The organism is Staphylococcus sp. HMSC071G07 (genome assembly GCF_001811435.1).
Taxonomy (GTDB): Bacteria; Bacillota; Bacilli; order Staphylococcales; family Staphylococcaceae; genus Staphylococcus; species Staphylococcus pettenkoferi.
On record NZ_KV804768.1, the window covers coordinates 87,214 to 103,693 of the forward strand.

Here is a 16,480-nt window from a genome sequence, read left to right on the forward strand (position 1 = left end):
CATCAAGCGTCTCGAGTCGACATTGAAAATGAGTTTTGTAAATTTTTAAATTGTAGTATTCTTCAATAACATACTCTGTGCTTTTAAATTTCTAGTTTTTCTTCTCTACTACTATTAATATCGAACCGTTACCTTATTTTTACACTATCATACCAAACAACAAGCCACCCACTAATCATCACTCCGATTAGTAGGTGGCTTAATTGATATATTGAGTTAGAATTTCTAAAGTTATTACCTTATAGACACTCATGTATTGAATGAAGAAGCAATATCATAAGTTCAACTTTGACATATTAACGAATTGTCGCACCCATTTCTTCAAGTGCTTTCAATATTTCATCATGAACCCCATTCACTCGTTCATCTGTTAGAGTATTTTCAGTATCAAGATAAGAAAGTCGAATAGCAATGGATTTCTCATCTTCAGCTACGTGTTCACCTTCGTAAACGTCGAAGACTTCAGCATTCTGAAGGATATCTTCGCCATGTTCACGAATGACTTGAATAATTTCAGATGATGGTTTATCACGATTAACCATTAACGCGATATCACGAGAAACACCTGGGTAACGTGGAATTTGTTTATAGTTGATGAAACCAGCTGTTTCTTCCATTAAACGATCATAATTGAGTTCGAAGACATACGTACGTTTCAAGTCATTATCTTTTTCAACTTGAGGATGTAATTCAGCAACGAAACCGATGACGTCTTCCCCTAATTTCACGCGTGCTGTTCGACCAGGATGTAGTCCATCCATTTCAGCCGCTTCATAGTTAAAGGTTAAATCTAATTTCTCTGCAATACGGTCAACTACACCTTTAGCAATAAAGAAGTCAATTTCTTCTTGTTTACCTTGCCATTTATTCACCACGTAATTGCCTGTCATAATACCACTTAAGTACGTCACTTCGTCTGGCAATTCACCTTCGCCATTACCGAAGAATACTCTACCCAGTTCGTATAAACGCACATCGTGGTTTTTACGTGCAATGTTATAAGCTGTCGCATCAATTAGATGAGGAATGAGACTTTGTCGTAACGTCGCATGTGCTTCACTCATCGGCATCAAGAGATCAATCGTTGGACGGTCTGTTAATACATAATCACGCGCATGTTCATTAGATGTAAGTGAGTAATTGATCGCTTCATTGAGACCTGCACCTTCAAGTGTAGCTTTGATCGTACGCGTCTTCGTTTGCTTGTCCGTCAATTCACCATGAGTCACTTGTTTAAAGACAGGTAACGTAGACGGTAACGCATCATAACCGTAAATACGTGCGATTTCCTCGATTAAATCTTCTTGAATTGAAATATCTTTACGGCGAGACGGCGCATATACTGTAAACGCATCATCTTGACGCTCAGTTCTGAAACCAAGTTGGTTAAAAATCGCCTCAATATCGTCGGCAGATAGATCAAATCCAATAGTACGATTCACTTTATCAACCGTAATATTAATCGGTGTCTCAAAGTCACCTAAGTCACCTACTGCTACACGGCCTTGTTGAACGGTACCGTCAGCATATTGTTCAAGTAAGTAAGTAGCACGATCAACTGCTTCATCAACAAATTCTGTTGCGATGCCTTTTTCAAAACGACTTGAAGACTCACTACGTAAGTTCAAACGACGAGAAGTATGGCGGATAGATACAGGGTCAAAGATTGCACCTTCAATCACGACGTTACGTGTATTGTCAGAGACCTCTGAGAAGTCGCCACCCATGATACCCGCAATCGCAATGGGTTCTTGACCGTTCGTAATGACGATGTCGCCTGTTTCAAGTTCACGTTGTTGATCATCAAGCGTTGTGATTGTTTCGTCTTCCTTAGCTTGACGTACAGCGATGTGGTCTGAACCGATTTGATCTTGGTCAAACATGTGCAACGGTTGACCGTATTCTAATAAGACGTAATTAGAAATGTCGACTACATTATTAATTGGTCGAATACCTGCTTTAATTAAGCGCATTTGCATCCATAATGGAGAAGGTTCAATCGTCACATTTTTAACTACACGTGCGCTATAATATGGAACTTTGTCTTCATCTTCGACTGTGACAGAAAGCTCTGAGTCTGCAGAATCTTCTTCTGTCGTCGGTTGATGTGTCGGTTTATGCAATTCTTGGTCGTATAAAGCTGCTACCTCATAAGCAGTACCAATCATACTTAACGCATCAGCGCGGTTAGGTGTGAGGTCAAACTCCATCATTTGGTCTTCTAGGTAAAGTGCTTCTAAAGCAGATGTGCCGGGTTCGACTTCAGTTGAAAAGACATAAATGCCATCTTCGAACGCTTTAGGTACTACGTTACTAGGAATGCCAATCTCTTGTAGTGAACAAATCATACCTTCAGAACGTTCGCCTCTTAATTTGGCACGTTTGATCTTCACGCCACCTGGTAAGCGCCCACCAACTTTGGCTACAATCACTGTCTGGCCTTTGTCAACGTTAGGCGCGCCACAAACGATTTGTATTGCTTCTTCTTCACCGATATTCACTTGGCAAATATTTAATTTGTCGGCATTTGGATGAGGTTGGATATCTTCAACATAACCCACGACAAGATTTTTAAGCCCTTCAGTAAGGTCGACGATGTCATCCACTTCAATTCCTGTACGCGTAATCTTCTCTGCTAACGCTTCTACAGATTGTTCAACAGTTACGTATTCACTTAGCCATTCTTTAGAAATTAGCATTCTTCTTCACCTCTATCTTCTACTGCTTTAAATTGTTCTAAGAAACGGACATCACTTGTATAGAAGTGACGAATGTCTTCAATACCATATTTCAACATGGCAATACGGTCAGGTCCGAGACCAAAGGCAAAGCCTGAATAACGTTGAGAGTCAAAGCCGGCCATTTCAAGCACATTCGGGTGAACCATACCTGAACCTAAGACTTCAATCCAGCCTGTTTGTTTACATACGTTACAACCTTCACCTTTACACTTGAAGCAAGACACATCAACTTCAACAGACGGTTCAGTGAATGGGAAGTAACTAGGACGTAAACGAATTTCACGATCTGCACCGAATAACTCTCGCGCTAATAATTCTAGTGTCCCTTTTAAATCACTCATTTTAATATCTTCAGCAACGACAAGCCCTTCAATTTGCGTAAATTGATGACTGTGTGTCGCATCATCTGAATCACGACGGTACACTTTACCCGGACAGATAATCTTCACTGGACCTTGACCATTGCGCTGCTCTAACGTACGCGCTTGGACAGGTGACGTGTGGGTACGCATCAACGTCTCTTCAGTAATATAGAAGCTATCCTGCATGTCACGTGCTGGATGTGATTTCGGTAAGTTGAGTGCTTCGAAGTTGTAATGATCTTGTTCCACTTCGTAACCTTCAACGATTTCGTAACCTAAGCCGAGGAATAGGTCTTCGATTTCTTCAATCGTACGTGTGAGTGGATGTTTCGCACCTAAAGCGATTTGACGACTTGGTAACGTCACATCAATCTTCTCGTCACGTAATTGTGCTTCCAATTGTTCATTCGCTAACACTTCTTCGCGTGAAGCAATTTCATCTTGAATCGCTTGGCGTAACGCATTGACTTGTTGACCATATGCTGGTTTCTCTTCATTGGAAAGGTCTTTCATATGTTTCATTATGCCTGAAACCGAACCTTTCTTACCTAAATATTTCACTTTGACATTTTGTAATGCTTGAGCATCATGCGCTTCGTTAATATCTACGAGCGCTTGTTGTTTGAGTTGAGACATCTCTTCATTCTGAACCATGTCTGTTCCTCCTTCTCCTTTAATCTTTCACTATTTACAACTCTATGTAGATGTGAGTTAACTTTCTTGTGCAAAATAAAAAAACTTCCATCCGCACATGGGACGAAAGTTTCCGTGGTACCACCCAACTTTAAGTATAAAGCAAGACGCATCGTTGCAAATCATTAGCGATTCACAGTTCACACCATCTAAGTGGCTCGGTCTTTACTTACATTGCTTTACACTTTTCTCAACCTTGATAACGAATAGGTATCCGACTTAAATTTCTTTAAGTAGCTAAAAAGACGAAAGAACGAACGTCAGTTGGAATAACTTGCAGTCACGGTTATTCTCCCTGAACAACTGAGCTATGTCGCTCACTTCTTTTTATCAGCTAAAGTATTCATTTCTAATATCGTTACTATTATATCTAATACATTGAATGCGGGTCAACCTTTCAAATGGTAAATCAAGATACTTCCTGCGATCGCCACATTGAGACTTTCTGCGCGACCATAAATAGGAATCGTCAAATTCTGTGTCGTCTGGTCGAGTAACTCAGACTTAATGCCCTCACCCTCGTTACCTAGTATGAGCGCAAACTTATCTTGTTTCTCTACAGTTTGATATTCTACTGCATCTTGAAGTGCTGTTCCGTAAACAGGTCCTTCAAAGTCATCGATAAAGGTCTGTAAATTCCGCTGAATAATCGGAAGATGAAAGACACTACCTTGACTCGCACGAAGCACTTTGTCTTGATAAGGATCCGCGCTGCCTTTCTCCAAGACTACCATATCTAAACCTGCTGCATCTGCAGTACGTATCAACGTTCCAAGGTTGCCTGGATCTTGAATGCGATCAATCAACAGCACTTGAGAGGGTTGACGATCTTGTACTTTTGGCTGTTGTATTACAGCGAAGATACCTTGGGGCGTTACAGTTCCGGAGAGTAGTTCCGCCACCTTGAGATTAATTTCGTATACCGCATCCGCATAGTCTAACATTGCTGCATCTTCACGTTCTGCCTCTACACAGAATAAAGACACAATTTGGATGTCACTCGCCATCGCTTCTTCGATGAGATGGTATCCTTCGATGAGTGCATGGCCTGTCTTATCTCGTTCTCTTTTCTTCTTCAGTTTATTTGCAGCTTTCACTTTATTATTTTGTGTTGATGTTATTTGTTCCATCTATATTCTCACATCCTGAGTACTGTCATTTCTTGTTATATTAAAAAAATCGTTCAAAAATTAGCAGCGCCATTTTTGAACGATTACAGTCAACTGAGTCTATATCTTATTATTTAGATACGACTTCTTCACCGTTGTAAGAACCACAGTTTTTACATACGCGATGAGATAATTTGTATTCACCACAGCTTGGGCATTCAGTCATGCCAGGAGCTGAAAGTTTGATATGCGTACGACGTTTATTTTTTCTAGTCTTAGACGTTCTTCTTTTAGGTACTGCCATGTTTAATCCTCCTTATATTTAACACACAAAATCAATTAATGTCAGATTCAATAATCCATTATACTATAAATTATTAAAAACTGCTATTGCTCTTCATCATATAAATGTTGTAATTTTTGAAGCCGTGGATCAACTTGTCGTGATTGTTCCTCTTCTTTCTGTTGTTCGAGCTCAATAGCTTGATCTTCGTCAATAACTTCCCAACCATTGCCTTCGGTTAACATTTGATCACTGTGTTCTGAGAAAGCACGCATTGGCTTTTCCACAACGACAATTTCTTGAACAACATCTTTGAGATTAATCATACCGTCAGTTGCGTCATGATAATGCTCATCGTTGTCCTCATCTTCGTCAAACTCGAAAGGTTCTAACTCAAAGATTTCTTGCGTCTTCACATCTAAAGGAACTTCGACGGGGTCGAGTGTTCTCGCACAAGGCATCGTGTACGTTCCAGTAATGTGAACATCTGCAATAACCTCTTTCGATTTAACTGTAAGAGTTCCAACTACATCGATTGGAGTTAAATCAATTAAACCTAACGCGTCTTTGAGATGATCAAAAGTGACCGTTTGATCGAAGTCAAATGGCTTACCTTGATATTTACGTAATTGCGTTATTGACCATTTCATATGGCTTCACCTCTAACAAGCACAAAATTTATTTTAACTTTATAAGGAAAAGATGTCAAGATATTTTCTTAACAGTAATAAGGTATCTGTCTCTCACGAATTTCGCTTTACAATGAAGGTTCCAGCACGAAGTCGCATCGTGTCATGAAGTTCTGATACAATACTTATGATGAGTCCTATAAAGGAGAAATGCAAATGAAAAGTGTTGCGTTAATTACGGAATATAACCCTTTCCATAACGGGCATCAATATCATGCTCAAGAAGCTAAAAAACGCACTGGGGCCGATGTATCAATAGCGATTATGAGCGGTCATTTCGTCATGCGTGGCGAACCTGCGATTTACTCAAAGTTCCAGCGTACACGTATGGCGTTAAATGATGTGGATATCGTAGTGGAATTGCCGGTGTACGGCGCGTTATCTGCTGGAGAGTACTTCGCTCGAACTGGCGTCAAAGTTGCAGATTATATGGGAGCAAACTCACTTCTGTTTGGGGCAGAAACAGCTGAACCTGAACAATTTCACGAGCTCGCTCGACTGTTGAATTCTAAACAATATCAGATACAGATTCGTGAACAGTTAAAGGAAGGAAAGAGTTACCCACGTATTCTCAATGAGCTGTTTCCACATTCAGAAATACTCGCTCACCCTAATAATACGTTAGGTTTGTCCTACATACGTGCGATTCAAGATTTAGGTGTGGCTATCGACCCATATGTTCTTCCGCGACAACAAAGTCATCACCGCGATCAAACTATTCGTGACACTTATTTTGCCAGTGGTACGAGTATTCGAAACGCGCTCATGAACGATGATGAGCAATGGCGTTCAGTTGTACCAGCAAATTTAATTCCATTGTACGAGTCACCTGTGATGTCATGGGACGCCTTTCACCCTTATCTTAACTATGCGATAACAGCACAAACTGCCGATGAGCTGGAAGAAATCTATATGGTGAACGAAGGTTTGGAATCACGTCTCCAGCGCATCAATCAACAAACGACGGACTTTGAGTGTTTGATTTCCGAGTTAAAAACCAAGCGCTATACACGGACGTATTTGCAACGTATGTTGATGCATGTACTTCTCAATACGAAAAAGTCAGACGTCGACCACGAGCAACCGCTTCAAGGCGTGAGAATCTTAGGTATGACTCAAGCGGGTCAACGTTACTTAAAGCATGTTAAAAAACGCTACCCTGAACGTCAATTTATAACCAACGTTAATCAACGTTCAGCTTCGTTATTTGCACCGGAAATCCGAGCAACTCAAATTTATAATTTAGTTTCGGGTCATCAAGAAGATGACTTTAACACACCTGTAATACGGACAGATTGAGCTATAAAATCAGCCTGCACACGAATAAAGAGTAGAACTGAGTTTCTAGGTTAATGGCACATCTAAGATAGTTCGCCTAACCTAACTCACGTTCTACTCTATTGTTATAGTCTATTCTAGTAAAATGACGTCTGTCGCCGACACATTCTAAACACAAGATCACTTACTCAAACTTACGAAACTTGTCGTTTAACGCGCGTTCGACATGTTCAGGAACGAAATCAGACACATTTGCTTTGTATTGCGCCACTTCCTTCACAACGCTTGAACTGATGAATGAATAATTCGTACTCGTCATCATATACATCGTTTCGACTTCGTCATTGAGCTTCTTGTTCATAGAAGTAAGGCGTAACTCATATTCAAAGTCACTTACCGCGCGAAGTCCACGAATAATCGTTTGCGCACCAATCTTCGTACAGAAATCAACGAGCAAACCGTTAAAGTTATGAACTTGTACATTGTCTAAATCTTTCACTGATTCTTCAATGAGCGCGATGCGTTCATCTAGCGAGAAAAGTCCTGATTTACTACTATTCTTCAATACACATACATGAATTTCATCAAACCGAGTCGCACTTCTCTGAATAATATCGATATGCCCATAAGTAATTGGATCGAAACTTCCCGGAATGACAGCCTTAGTTAATGTCATATTGTTCTCCTTTTTCTAATAACATTGTATCTGTTAACCCATAGTGGTAACGCTTAATCACCTGGAAATCCCCTGTATCAATTTCTTCTTGATGATTAAATTCACAAACGATAATACCACTTTCCTTTAATAAATCAAATGATGCGATTGCTTCTAACGCTTCGTCAATGAGGCCTTTCTCATAAGGTGGATCGAGGAAAATCACATCAAATTGCATTTCGCGTTTAGCAAGAATTTTCAATGCACGTGCGGCATTATTTTTATAAACTTCAGCCTGATCTTCGAGCTCTAAAGATTTCAAATTATGTTTAATTACTTTAAACGCTTTGAAATTCTGGTCGATGAAGATCATTTTATCCATACCACGCGATAACGCTTCAATGCCTAAAGCACCACTTCCTGCGAAGAGGTCCAGCCCCACGCCAGAAATCTCTTGTAGACTGTTAAAAATGCCCTCTTTCACCTTATCCATCGTCGGCCGTGTCGTACGCCCTTCCAAGCTTTCTAAAGCCTTACTCTTATGTATACCTGCGATGACTCTCATAGTTACCCCTCTTTCTTTCCCTGTATAATTTCTATATAATGCTAAATCATGAGGAGGATTTAACATGAAACAATCATTTATACCTATCGGACATGGACTCACTGATTTATTTGAATTTCTGACACTTATGGAATATAACGCTGAACGTGTGTCAAAGATGGTCTATTTCCACACACCACTGTCGGATAAGAAGTTATCATCCGTCGCCTTAGTGATGAATCCAACGTCTGAACAACACTTCCAAGCGATGTATCTCATGCAAGATGCAGTTCGCTATCCTTACCCTGAAACGAATAAAAAGTTTGAAATGCTGAATGAACAAGCGGAAACTTACAATATTCCGATTAAAGAAGTCGACGTGCACGCTCCAGAAGAATATCCAGAACTAGAATTATATTATAACTATTTAACGAGTGTACTTCGCCTACAGAACTGGATTCCACCCTTACAATAGTGTTGGAAAAATCGTGAGTTGCGCACGTAATTTAAGATAATTCGTGCTTTTCTTTTTCGTACACTTTCTTTAAATTTTTATACGGCGAGCCTTGAATATGATTAATATATTTGAGTTTCATTAATTGTGTGACGATGCGATCCGCTTGGCTTTCTTCAACATACATAATGACATAGTGACGTCGCGGATTAACGTAGATCACATGGCCATGCTTTTTGAGTTGTCGCACATATTTCATATTCTTTAAGTAGATAATTAAACTCGCTCTGGAAACGATATTCATAAATACATCACTCCAATTAGTAGCCCTTATATAATATCACGTCTTGCGGAGATAATAAATCCGAAGAAAGATGCGGAGTCATTACATTGAAAATTTAACAAAACTTATATTTCACTTTATCATCTTTATATCTCATTTTAACCTCACGCCAAAGAGGTAATGATTGAGGAATCTAATCTAGAAAGCTAAACTAAAGATAAATCAAAGAGGAGGTCATCACATGGCTCATATTAATCGCTTACTTAAAGGCGCTTTAATCAGTACAGCAGGCATCGTAGGTAGCTTGATGCTAACGAAACACTTTACTAAAAATAAATCACTCAAACGCATCCCGCCGTTCTTTGACAAACCAAGCCCTTACCTCTTCGCTCACCGCGGCGGCATGTTTGAACGTCCTGAACAAACGAAACTTGCTTTCGATCGCGCGGTAGAGATGCAGCTGGATGGCTTTGAAACAGATGTACGTTTGACGAAAGATTTGCAGCTCGTCGTCTTTCACGATGCTTCACTAGACCGTACTACTAACGGCTCTGGACTCGTGAGTGAACATACACTCAACGAATTGAAACGCTTGGATGCAGGCTACCACTTTACAGACATCAACGGTAATCATCCATATCGTAGTCATTCTGATGCACGCATACTATCATTTGATGAGTTGCTAGATCTTTATCCTAACCATCTCGTCAACGTCGACTTAAAGGACGATCCTAACCAATCATTAGGTGCTCAAGCTCCTCAACGTATGTATGAAATCATTCAACAACATCATGCTGAGGATCGCGTCCTCGTGACGAGCTTCGATGATCGCCAAACACGTAAGTTTAAGCAAATATCACAGAACCAAGTTGCTGTAGGTGCAAGCCAGAAAGAAGTTACAGTCGGTTTCTTGAAATGCTTTAGCGGTCTTGGCGAAACATTTAAACCCATGGCAGATACTTTCCAAATGCCTACGCAATTTAAAGGTATTAACTTAACATCGTCTAAATTTATTCAGTGGCTCAATCACATTAACGTGGTGCCTGGTTTCTACGGCATCAACAATATTGATTTGATGAACGACTTGTATGCTAAAGGTGTGCATACTCTCGTTACTGATAAACCCGAATTGGCTTATCGTTTTAAAAAAATGCATAACTTGCTTGAAAAATAATCACACTAAAAAACCGGAACGCTTTCTCGCTCTCATCATTCTCTGATCGAGCCTCAGCGTTCCGGTCCTCTCTATATTAAAGTGAACATTTACATGATGCACCTGTAGCACAACCACCTTTGTGCTGTTGGAAGAATGGATTACCTGCTTCAATCTTCACATGATCTGACACAGCATATGCAATCTTCGTAATAACTTGGTCTACGAGCCCTTGTAACTCTGCCTCTTTCTTCTTATATTCCATCACACACGGCAACATCTCATATGCACGTTTACGTCGACGTGTTTCCAACATGATCTTCTGATAATCAGGGTGATACTTTCCAAAGCGTAAGATGTCATTATATTGGTCTTTAGATTTTAAAAAGGCTTGGTATAATAAATGCGCTTCTTCGTCTTTATTCAAGGCTTCTTCCGCTTGTTTAAACTCATGATAAATATAGGAATCGAGTATCATATCACTTAACTCATCAATATCGTCGAGTACATTTAATGTCTGTTCTGTAATCATCACTGCGCCTCCTCGAATTATTTTTCAACAAAGATCAAAGTATAGTAACCGTTATTCACATCGCCGCCCATGTCTGTATACTTGGCGTTCAAGATACGCGAACGATGGATATCTGAGTTCAACCAGCTATTAATCAGCGTTGGAACATCATTGAAATCTGAACCGACGTTCTGACTCGTAGAAGTAAAGGCGATATTCTGATCGTTGAGTTGCTCCGTCAAGGCGTCTTCGGTAAACTCTGCATGACCTCCTCGCACCGCTTCATACAAGTTAAATGAGGCAATATGGCCAATCTGATTATCGATCTTCAGCGGCTCAAGTCCTTTCAACTTACGCATTTCATTCGTCGTTTCATACAGAGTCATCAATTGGTTGGCATTCTGCTCATATGGCAATGCGTCGTGTTTGTTCTTCAACTCTTCTTCATTGGATGCTGCAACAGTTTGGTAAGGCTTGAAATTCACGAGTGCTTCGCTGTCTAAGAAACGCACTGCCATAATCTTGTTAGAACGTTGGTCGATGTAAATTTGCGCATAATTCTTGCCAAATTTCACGAGCGCTTGCGTTTTCATATCATCATCAGATAGTTCGATATCGTAGCGCTTATGATTCACTTTAATACTCGGCTCAGGATTGATGCTCAAATTTTCGAAAATGTGCGAGCCGTTTTCCATAATCTTTACAGGTTGAACGTTAACGTCTTTACCTGTCGCATAAACCGATTTGATAATATCATTTTTAACCGTCACGATATAGTATTGATGATGCTTTTTGAAGACATAATTTTTAAAGCCATTTTTATACGCATAAACGCGACCGGCTTGACCAAATTTATCCGTTAGTTTGTCCAAATCTTTGCCAATCCATGTGCCAATTCCTGACTTTGGTGGTTTATTCTCCGCATCTTGATTAGAAGGTGTGACATTTTTGCGTTCCACATTATGTTTCGCGTGCTTATTCGGGTTCTCCAAGACATCGAACTTCAAACGAGGTGAATAGAACAAATAAGCAATTACGACGATGAAGATCATCACACCTAATATTTTTAATATCATCTTGCCCAATGTCCATCTCACCTCACCTAATCATTCTTTAACCCTGTTCAAAAGTCATATCATTTAAAGCATAAGAAATATTCACTGAAAATGAAACCAATTTTACTCAGAATCAGCTGATTTCTTTGTTATACTCACACCAAGGAGTGAATCATATGTCAGTAATTAAAGTTCATGGAGCAAGACAGAATAATTTGAAAGATATTTCCCTGGAAATACCGAAACATCAATTAACGGTGTTCACAGGGCGTTCTGGTTCAGGAAAGTCCTCGCTCGTATTTAACACGCTAGCAGCAGAATCAGAGCGTTTATTAAATGAATCCTATTCGACTTACATACAGAACCAACTCGTTCAATATGCGAAGCCAGATGTGGACGCAATCGAACATCTTCCAGTCGCGATGATTATCAATCAGAAGCGTCTTGGTGGTAATTCACGCTCAACGGTAGGAACTATTTCCGATATTTATGCGTCCGTTCGTTTATTGTGGTCTCGTATTGGCGAACCGTTCGTAGGCTATTCCGATATCTTCTCTTTCAACAACCCTAAAGGAATGTGTCCGACTTGTTCAGGATTAGGTTACGTTGAAGATATCGATTTAAACGAGCTACTAGATTTCGACAAATCACTTAACGAAGACGCGATTAAGTTCCCTTCTTTCCGTCCTGATAGTTGGAGAGGTAAGCGTTATCTATACACAGGTTTGTTTGATAATGATAAAAAGCTCAAAGATTATACTGAAGATGAACTCAACACGTTCTTATATACTGAGCCTACTAAACTATCCAATCCACCTGAGAATTGGCCACGCACAGCCAAATTTGAAGGACTTGTGCATCGTTTCAGACGTTCGTTCTTACTCAATGACAATTTTGAAAAACAACGTTTCAAACAAGATATCGACCGTGTGGTAACATCTCGTCATTGTCCAGATTGTGATGGTAAACGACTCAATCAAGACGTGTTGTCATGTAAGATTAATGGATACGATATCGCCGATTTCACTAATCTATCAATCGATGATGCAATCGAATTTTTACAACAACTCAACTCAGACAAAGCCCAATTTATTATCAATCCGTTACTCGCTCAGTTGAAAGCCTTAAGCTATATCGGTCTGAACTATTTAACTCTCGGTCGTGAAACACCGACACTATCTGGCGGTGAGTCTCAACGCATTAAACTCATTCGTCATCTGAACAGTCCACTATCCGATTTGGTTTATATCATCGATGAACCTAGCGTAGGATTGCATCCTGACGATATCCAACGTATCAACGAGATCATTCAATCTCTTAAAGATAAAGGCAACACAGTGCTTGTCGTCGAACATGACCCTGATGTGATTAAACATGCAGATCACATCATCGACCTCGGGCCTTATGCAGGTACACATGGCGGTGAAATAACTTTTACTGGTACCTATCAAGAATTACTAAAGTCTGAGACGAGTACGGGGCAAGCCCTACGTCGTACGCATCAGTTAAAAGCGCAACCACGCCAAAGCGATGATTGGATTGCCTTGAATCATATTTCTCGTAACAATATCAAAGACGTGTCCGTCAAACTACGCAAGGAAGTATTGAACGTCATAACCGGTGTTGCAGGTTCTGGTAAATCCTCTCTTATTTCTGCTGGTTTGAAAAATCAATCAGATGTGATTTATGTAGATCAAAAAGGTGTGCACGCTTCCAATCGTTCCAATCTCTTAACTTATTTAAATATCTTCGATGAAGTGCGTACATTCTTTAGTAAACAAACGGGGCTGAAGAAAAGTTTATTCAGCTACAATTCTGCTGGTGCTTGTCCTGAATGTCATGGTAAAGGTGTCATCAAGACTGAGCTTGCCTTTATGCCAGATTTCACTCAAGTTTGTGACGTTTGTCATGGCACACGTTATAAACCGGAAGTCTTAGAAGCCAAAGTCGATGGCTACTCTATTGCGGACATTCTCGCTTTAACCGTTGAAGAAGCGATTGATTTCTTCGAAGAACAAGAAACCGTCGTCACAGCCTTACGGGCACTTGCTGAAACAGGTTTGGGTTATATGGCACTCGGGCAATCAATGGATACATTATCAGGCGGTGAGATGCAACGCGTGAAGTTAAGTAAATATCTTGCACACCGTGTATCAAATCAAATCTTTGTCTTCGACGAGCCTACGACGGGCTTACACGAAGATGACATTCCATTATTAGTTGAATGTTTCAATAAATTAATTGAAGATAATAATACTGTGGTACTTATTGAGCATAACTTAACGATGATGACTGAAGCAGATTGGATTGTAGACATTGGTCCATATGCTGGAGCGAGCGGCGGTCGACTGTTATACGCTGGCGAACCAGAAGGATTATTAGATGTAGAAGAATCAGTCACAGCGAAGCACTTACGTCGCTATATTGAGTCGTAAGATGGCATAACTATACCAATGGCTCGTATGACTGGATGGTAATTTTAATATTAAGCAAACTAAAAAAGTCGAATTTCCTGAGATCTGACGATTTCGAGGAAATTCGACTTTTATTATGAAACATTTTAACTTATAAACCTAAAGTGGCTTTGAGTAATGAAGTTGTCTCGCCACCAGGATAAAGCACATATAACAAGATATATACTGCAACACCTGTAATCGCCGTAAAGAACCAGATGATAGAAGCTACAGGTCCAATCTTACGGTGGATATTAAACTTATCTTTATAAGCGAGAATGATTTGTATTAGCCCCAGTACCCCACCTACTGTAGCTAGTACGATGTGGAAGACCAAGAAGATTGTGTAGTAAACTTTGATTGAATCTGGTCCTCCAAATGCAGTATTACCAATAATGGCAGTACGTGCTGCATAAATAATGAAGAATGCTAATGCAAATATTGCTGCCCATAACATGACTTTCTTATGACTTTCAATTTGTCGCTTCCATATCAGTCGCCAACCGATTGCTACGAGAATCGCGCTGATAACGATGAAGCTAGTACTTAATGTCGGTAAAATAGGTACACTCATAACTTCCATCCTTACTTACTTTATTTCAGACTGCTAGAACCAGTCTTATTTACAGTATTGCGCCGCTAAAGCACCTTGAATTAAAACATTTTAATCAATGACACAATAACGGTAAGAACGAAGAACACGACCAAGTAATTTAATGAATAAATGAACATCTTCGTTGCCCATTTCGTATGATCTGTATTCTTCTTGAAGCTTGTAAAGCCAACAAAGAACCAACCTAAGTTGAGTAACGTTGCGAGAACCATAAACGTCGTACCTAATTGACTAAACAAGAATGGTAATGGTAATAGACAAACTAACCAGAAGAACATGCTTGCACGCGTACGATTGAAACCTTTCACTGAAGGTAACATAGGAATGTTCGCTAAGCTATATTCATCTTGGCGTTTAATCGCTAACGCGTAGAAGTGAACAGGTTGCCAGCAGAACACGACTAAGAAGAGTGCAATCGCTGTAAGGCTGATATTTCCTTCTAACGCTGCCCAACCGATAAGTGGCGGTACAGCTCCTGGAAAGCTTCCTATAACAGTATTCCAAACTGTATGACGTTTAGACCAGATAGAGTAGAAAGATACATAACCTACTATACCCATCAAGCCGATAACGCCTGAAGCAACATTAAGTGTGAAGAGCAATGCTTCCCCTATAAGCATCATCCCAAAACTTAGTAATATTAAATTTCGATCTGAAATTCTATTATTTACAGTTGGTCGTTTCTGCTTACTTGGCATGATACTATCGATATCTTGGTCATAGTAGTTATTTAAAGCACAAGAACCACCCATGATAAGCGTTGAACCAACTATCATAATTAAGATTTGCGGTATAGATGAGAGGAAGGAATGATGTGCGAACACAACTGCTAACCACGCACCAGCGAATGCAGGAATTAGATTACCTTGAACCAATCCCATCTTGATAATCTCTTTCAGCTCTTTGAGACTGACACGCGTTGATGTGTGAGACATCACTTGTTCTTGTTTCATAATCTCCCTCCTAATTATTCATATAGTACTATGATATTACAATTTCAGGTAAAAGACTACAGACTAAACCAATAATTTGTGACAGACAAACGACAAAGTATTGCAATATTATTATAGAATCGCAAATAATCCATACTTTATATATCGATGGCGACAAGTTAAGGAGAGTTGAGTCATGGAATCGATTTGTTACAAGAGACTGATAACAAATAAGAATTGTACGCCGCTATCCTTTCATACATCTGTCTAAAGCACCTCATCTTACTTTCATAAAGCCGACCAGATCTCGTCACAATGCCAGTTTTGTTGACTTCAGAGAGCTACTGCGCTACTACCCGTAAATGACTAATGAGCCATTTTCATTGTTGTAGGATTGAAAGTAGTCGTGCCAAGTGAGTGAACAGAGACACTTTCAAACGCGAAAAAAAATCATTCGGATGAAGCGAATTTACTAGCCGTAAATGAGCAAAGAGGAATGATACTCGACTAATTCTTTTATCTCTACAATTTAAAATAAACACTTCAAGACAAGGAAATGAAAATGGTAAAGCAAAAAGTTTACTACCCGTAAATGACTAATGAACCATTTTCATTGACGTAGGATTAAAAGTTATCATGTCGAGTGAGTGAACAGAGACACTTTCAAACGCG

General features: G+C 39.8%; 16 protein-coding genes. 4 read left to right on the forward strand and 12 right to left on the reverse strand.

The window, feature by feature from the left end; genetic code table 11:
* Positions 1-296 precede the first annotated feature (296 nt).
* The 5 genes from pheT to HMPREF2802_RS04765 form a co-directional block, all read right to left on the reverse strand.
* Positions 297-2,699, reverse strand: coding sequence for a phenylalanine--tRNA ligase subunit beta (pheT, locus tag HMPREF2802_RS04745; RefSeq protein WP_070502935.1), 2,403 nt, complete (start codon positions 2,697-2,699; stop codon positions 297-299).
* Positions 2,693-3,757, reverse strand: coding sequence for a phenylalanine--tRNA ligase subunit alpha (gene pheS / locus HMPREF2802_RS04750; RefSeq protein ID WP_070502936.1), 1,065 nt, complete (start codon positions 3,755-3,757; stop codon positions 2,693-2,695). The genes pheT and pheS overlap by 7 nt, the downstream gene beginning before the upstream one ends.
* 428 nt (positions 3,758-4,185) lie before the next feature.
* Positions 4,186-4,926 carry a TrmH family RNA methyltransferase gene (locus HMPREF2802_RS04755; RefSeq protein WP_070502937.1) on the reverse strand — a complete coding sequence of 247 codons (741 nt, stop codon included), beginning with the start codon at positions 4,924-4,926 and terminating at the stop codon, positions 4,186-4,188.
* 109 nt (positions 4,927-5,035) lie between these two features.
* The gene (gene rpmF, locus HMPREF2802_RS04760) at positions 5,036-5,209 is read right to left on the reverse strand and encodes a 50S ribosomal protein L32 (RefSeq protein WP_002472844.1); all 174 of its coding nucleotides are present in this window, start codon (positions 5,207-5,209) and stop codon (positions 5,036-5,038) included.
* 83 nt (positions 5,210-5,292) lie between these two features.
* The gene (locus HMPREF2802_RS04765; protein WP_070502938.1) at positions 5,293-5,838 is read right to left on the reverse strand and encodes a YceD family protein; all 546 of its coding nucleotides are present in this window, start codon (positions 5,836-5,838) and stop codon (positions 5,293-5,295) included.
* Between the two features lie 195 nt (positions 5,839-6,033).
* On the opposite strand from HMPREF2802_RS04765, the gene HMPREF2802_RS04770 reads away from it, so the two are divergent.
* Positions 6,034-7,176: a nucleotidyltransferase gene (locus HMPREF2802_RS04770; RefSeq protein WP_070502939.1), complete on the forward strand. Its 1,143-nt coding sequence runs from the start codon at positions 6,034-6,036 to the stop codon at positions 7,174-7,176.
* Positions 7,177-7,339: 163 nt separating this feature from the next.
* On the opposite strand, the gene coaD is transcribed toward HMPREF2802_RS04770, so the two are convergent.
* On the reverse strand, positions 7,340-7,831 hold the full coding sequence (gene coaD / locus HMPREF2802_RS04775; RefSeq protein WP_049406966.1) for a pantetheine-phosphate adenylyltransferase: 492 nt from the start codon (positions 7,829-7,831) through the stop codon (positions 7,340-7,342).
* Positions 7,818-8,375: a 16S rRNA (guanine(966)-N(2))-methyltransferase RsmD gene (rsmD, locus tag HMPREF2802_RS04780; protein WP_002472886.1), complete on the reverse strand. Its 558-nt coding sequence runs from the start codon at positions 8,373-8,375 to the stop codon at positions 7,818-7,820. The genes coaD and rsmD overlap by 14 nt, the downstream gene beginning before the upstream one ends.
* A 64-nt stretch (positions 8,376-8,439) precedes the next feature.
* Here rsmD and HMPREF2802_RS04785 point away from each other — a divergent pair, with 64 nt between their 5' ends.
* Positions 8,440-8,829, forward strand: coding sequence for a DUF7147 family protein (locus HMPREF2802_RS04785; protein WP_070502940.1), 390 nt, complete (start codon positions 8,440-8,442; stop codon positions 8,827-8,829).
* 31 nt (positions 8,830-8,860) lie between these two features.
* Here HMPREF2802_RS04785 and HMPREF2802_RS04790 read toward each other — a convergent pair whose 3' ends face one another.
* A complete protein-coding gene (locus HMPREF2802_RS04790; protein ID WP_049406958.1) occupies positions 8,861-9,112 on the reverse strand; it encodes a DUF2129 domain-containing protein in 252 nt (83 codons plus the stop codon).
* 220 nt (positions 9,113-9,332) lie between these two features.
* Between HMPREF2802_RS04790 and HMPREF2802_RS04795 the strand changes: the two genes are divergently transcribed.
* Complete coding sequence (locus HMPREF2802_RS04795) at positions 9,333-10,265, forward strand: glycerophosphodiester phosphodiesterase family protein (protein WP_070502941.1); 933 nt, start codon at positions 9,333-9,335, stop codon at positions 10,263-10,265.
* Between the two features lie 76 nt (positions 10,266-10,341).
* Here HMPREF2802_RS04795 and HMPREF2802_RS04800 read toward each other — a convergent pair whose 3' ends face one another.
* Both HMPREF2802_RS04800 and HMPREF2802_RS04805 read right to left on the reverse strand, forming a co-directional pair.
* Positions 10,342-10,776 carry a YlbF/YmcA family competence regulator gene (locus HMPREF2802_RS04800; RefSeq protein ID WP_040806952.1) on the reverse strand — a complete coding sequence of 145 codons (435 nt, stop codon included), beginning with the start codon at positions 10,774-10,776 and terminating at the stop codon, positions 10,342-10,344.
* 17 nt (positions 10,777-10,793) lie between these two features.
* Complete coding sequence (locus HMPREF2802_RS04805; RefSeq protein WP_070502942.1) at positions 10,794-11,840, reverse strand: CAP-associated domain-containing protein; 1,047 nt, start codon at positions 11,838-11,840, stop codon at positions 10,794-10,796.
* A 146-nt stretch (positions 11,841-11,986) separates the two neighbouring features.
* Between HMPREF2802_RS04805 and HMPREF2802_RS04810 the strand changes: the two genes are divergently transcribed.
* Positions 11,987-14,245 (forward strand): ATP-binding cassette domain-containing protein, encoded by a 2,259-nt coding sequence (locus HMPREF2802_RS04810; protein WP_070502943.1) that lies wholly within the window; start codon positions 11,987-11,989, stop codon positions 14,243-14,245.
* A gap of 130 nt (positions 14,246-14,375) precedes the next feature.
* Here the strand turns inward: HMPREF2802_RS04810 and HMPREF2802_RS04815 are convergent, their stop codons facing one another.
* Positions 14,376-14,837, reverse strand: coding sequence for a DUF420 domain-containing protein (locus HMPREF2802_RS04815; RefSeq protein WP_002472825.1), 462 nt, complete (start codon positions 14,835-14,837; stop codon positions 14,376-14,378).
* Between the two features lie 80 nt (positions 14,838-14,917).
* On the reverse strand, positions 14,918-15,829 hold the full coding sequence (cyoE, locus tag HMPREF2802_RS04820) for a heme o synthase (RefSeq protein ID WP_002472880.1): 912 nt from the start codon (positions 15,827-15,829) through the stop codon (positions 14,918-14,920).
* Positions 15,830-16,480 lie beyond the last annotated feature (651 nt).

Bases quoted from the DNA above. Each gene is read 5' to 3' on its own strand.
- HMPREF2802_RS04790 (WP_049406958.1), bottom strand. From the start codon at position 9,112: ATGAATATCGTTTCCAGAGCGAGTTTAATTATCTACTTAAAGAATATG.
- rsmD (WP_002472886.1), bottom strand. From the start codon at position 8,375: ATGAGAGTCATCGCAGGTATACATAAGAGTAAGGCTTTAGAAAGCTTG.
- HMPREF2802_RS04815 (WP_002472825.1), bottom strand. From the start codon at position 14,837: ATGAGTGTACCTATTTTACCGACATTAAGTACTAGCTTCATCGTTATC.
- HMPREF2802_RS04785 (WP_070502940.1), top strand. From the start codon at position 8,440: ATGAAACAATCATTTATACCTATCGGACATGGACTCACTGATTTATTT.
- HMPREF2802_RS04765 (WP_070502938.1), bottom strand. From the start codon at position 5,838: ATGAAATGGTCAATAACGCAATTACGTAAATATCAAGGTAAGCCATTT.
- HMPREF2802_RS04795 (WP_070502941.1), top strand. From the start codon at position 9,333: ATGGCTCATATTAATCGCTTACTTAAAGGCGCTTTAATCAGTACAGCA.
- HMPREF2802_RS04800 (WP_040806952.1), bottom strand. From the start codon at position 10,776: ATGATTACAGAACAGACATTAAATGTACTCGACGATATTGATGAGTTA.
- HMPREF2802_RS04810 (WP_070502943.1), top strand. From the start codon at position 11,987: ATGTCAGTAATTAAAGTTCATGGAGCAAGACAGAATAATTTGAAAGAT.
- HMPREF2802_RS04755 (WP_070502937.1), bottom strand. From the start codon at position 4,926: ATGGAACAAATAACATCAACACAAAATAATAAAGTGAAAGCTGCAAAT.
- coaD (WP_049406966.1), bottom strand. From the start codon at position 7,831: ATGACATTAACTAAGGCTGTCATTCCGGGAAGTTTCGATCCAATTACT.
- pheT (WP_070502935.1), bottom strand. From the start codon at position 2,699: ATGCTAATTTCTAAAGAATGGCTAAGTGAATACGTAACTGTTGAACAA.
- pheS (WP_070502936.1), bottom strand. From the start codon at position 3,757: ATGGTTCAGAATGAAGAGATGTCTCAACTCAAACAACAAGCGCTCGTA.
- rpmF (WP_002472844.1), bottom strand. From the start codon at position 5,209: ATGGCAGTACCTAAAAGAAGAACGTCTAAGACTAGAAAAAATAAACGT.
- HMPREF2802_RS04770 (WP_070502939.1), top strand. From the start codon at position 6,034: ATGAAAAGTGTTGCGTTAATTACGGAATATAACCCTTTCCATAACGGG.
- cyoE (WP_002472880.1), bottom strand. From the start codon at position 15,829: ATGAAACAAGAACAAGTGATGTCTCACACATCAACGCGTGTCAGTCTC.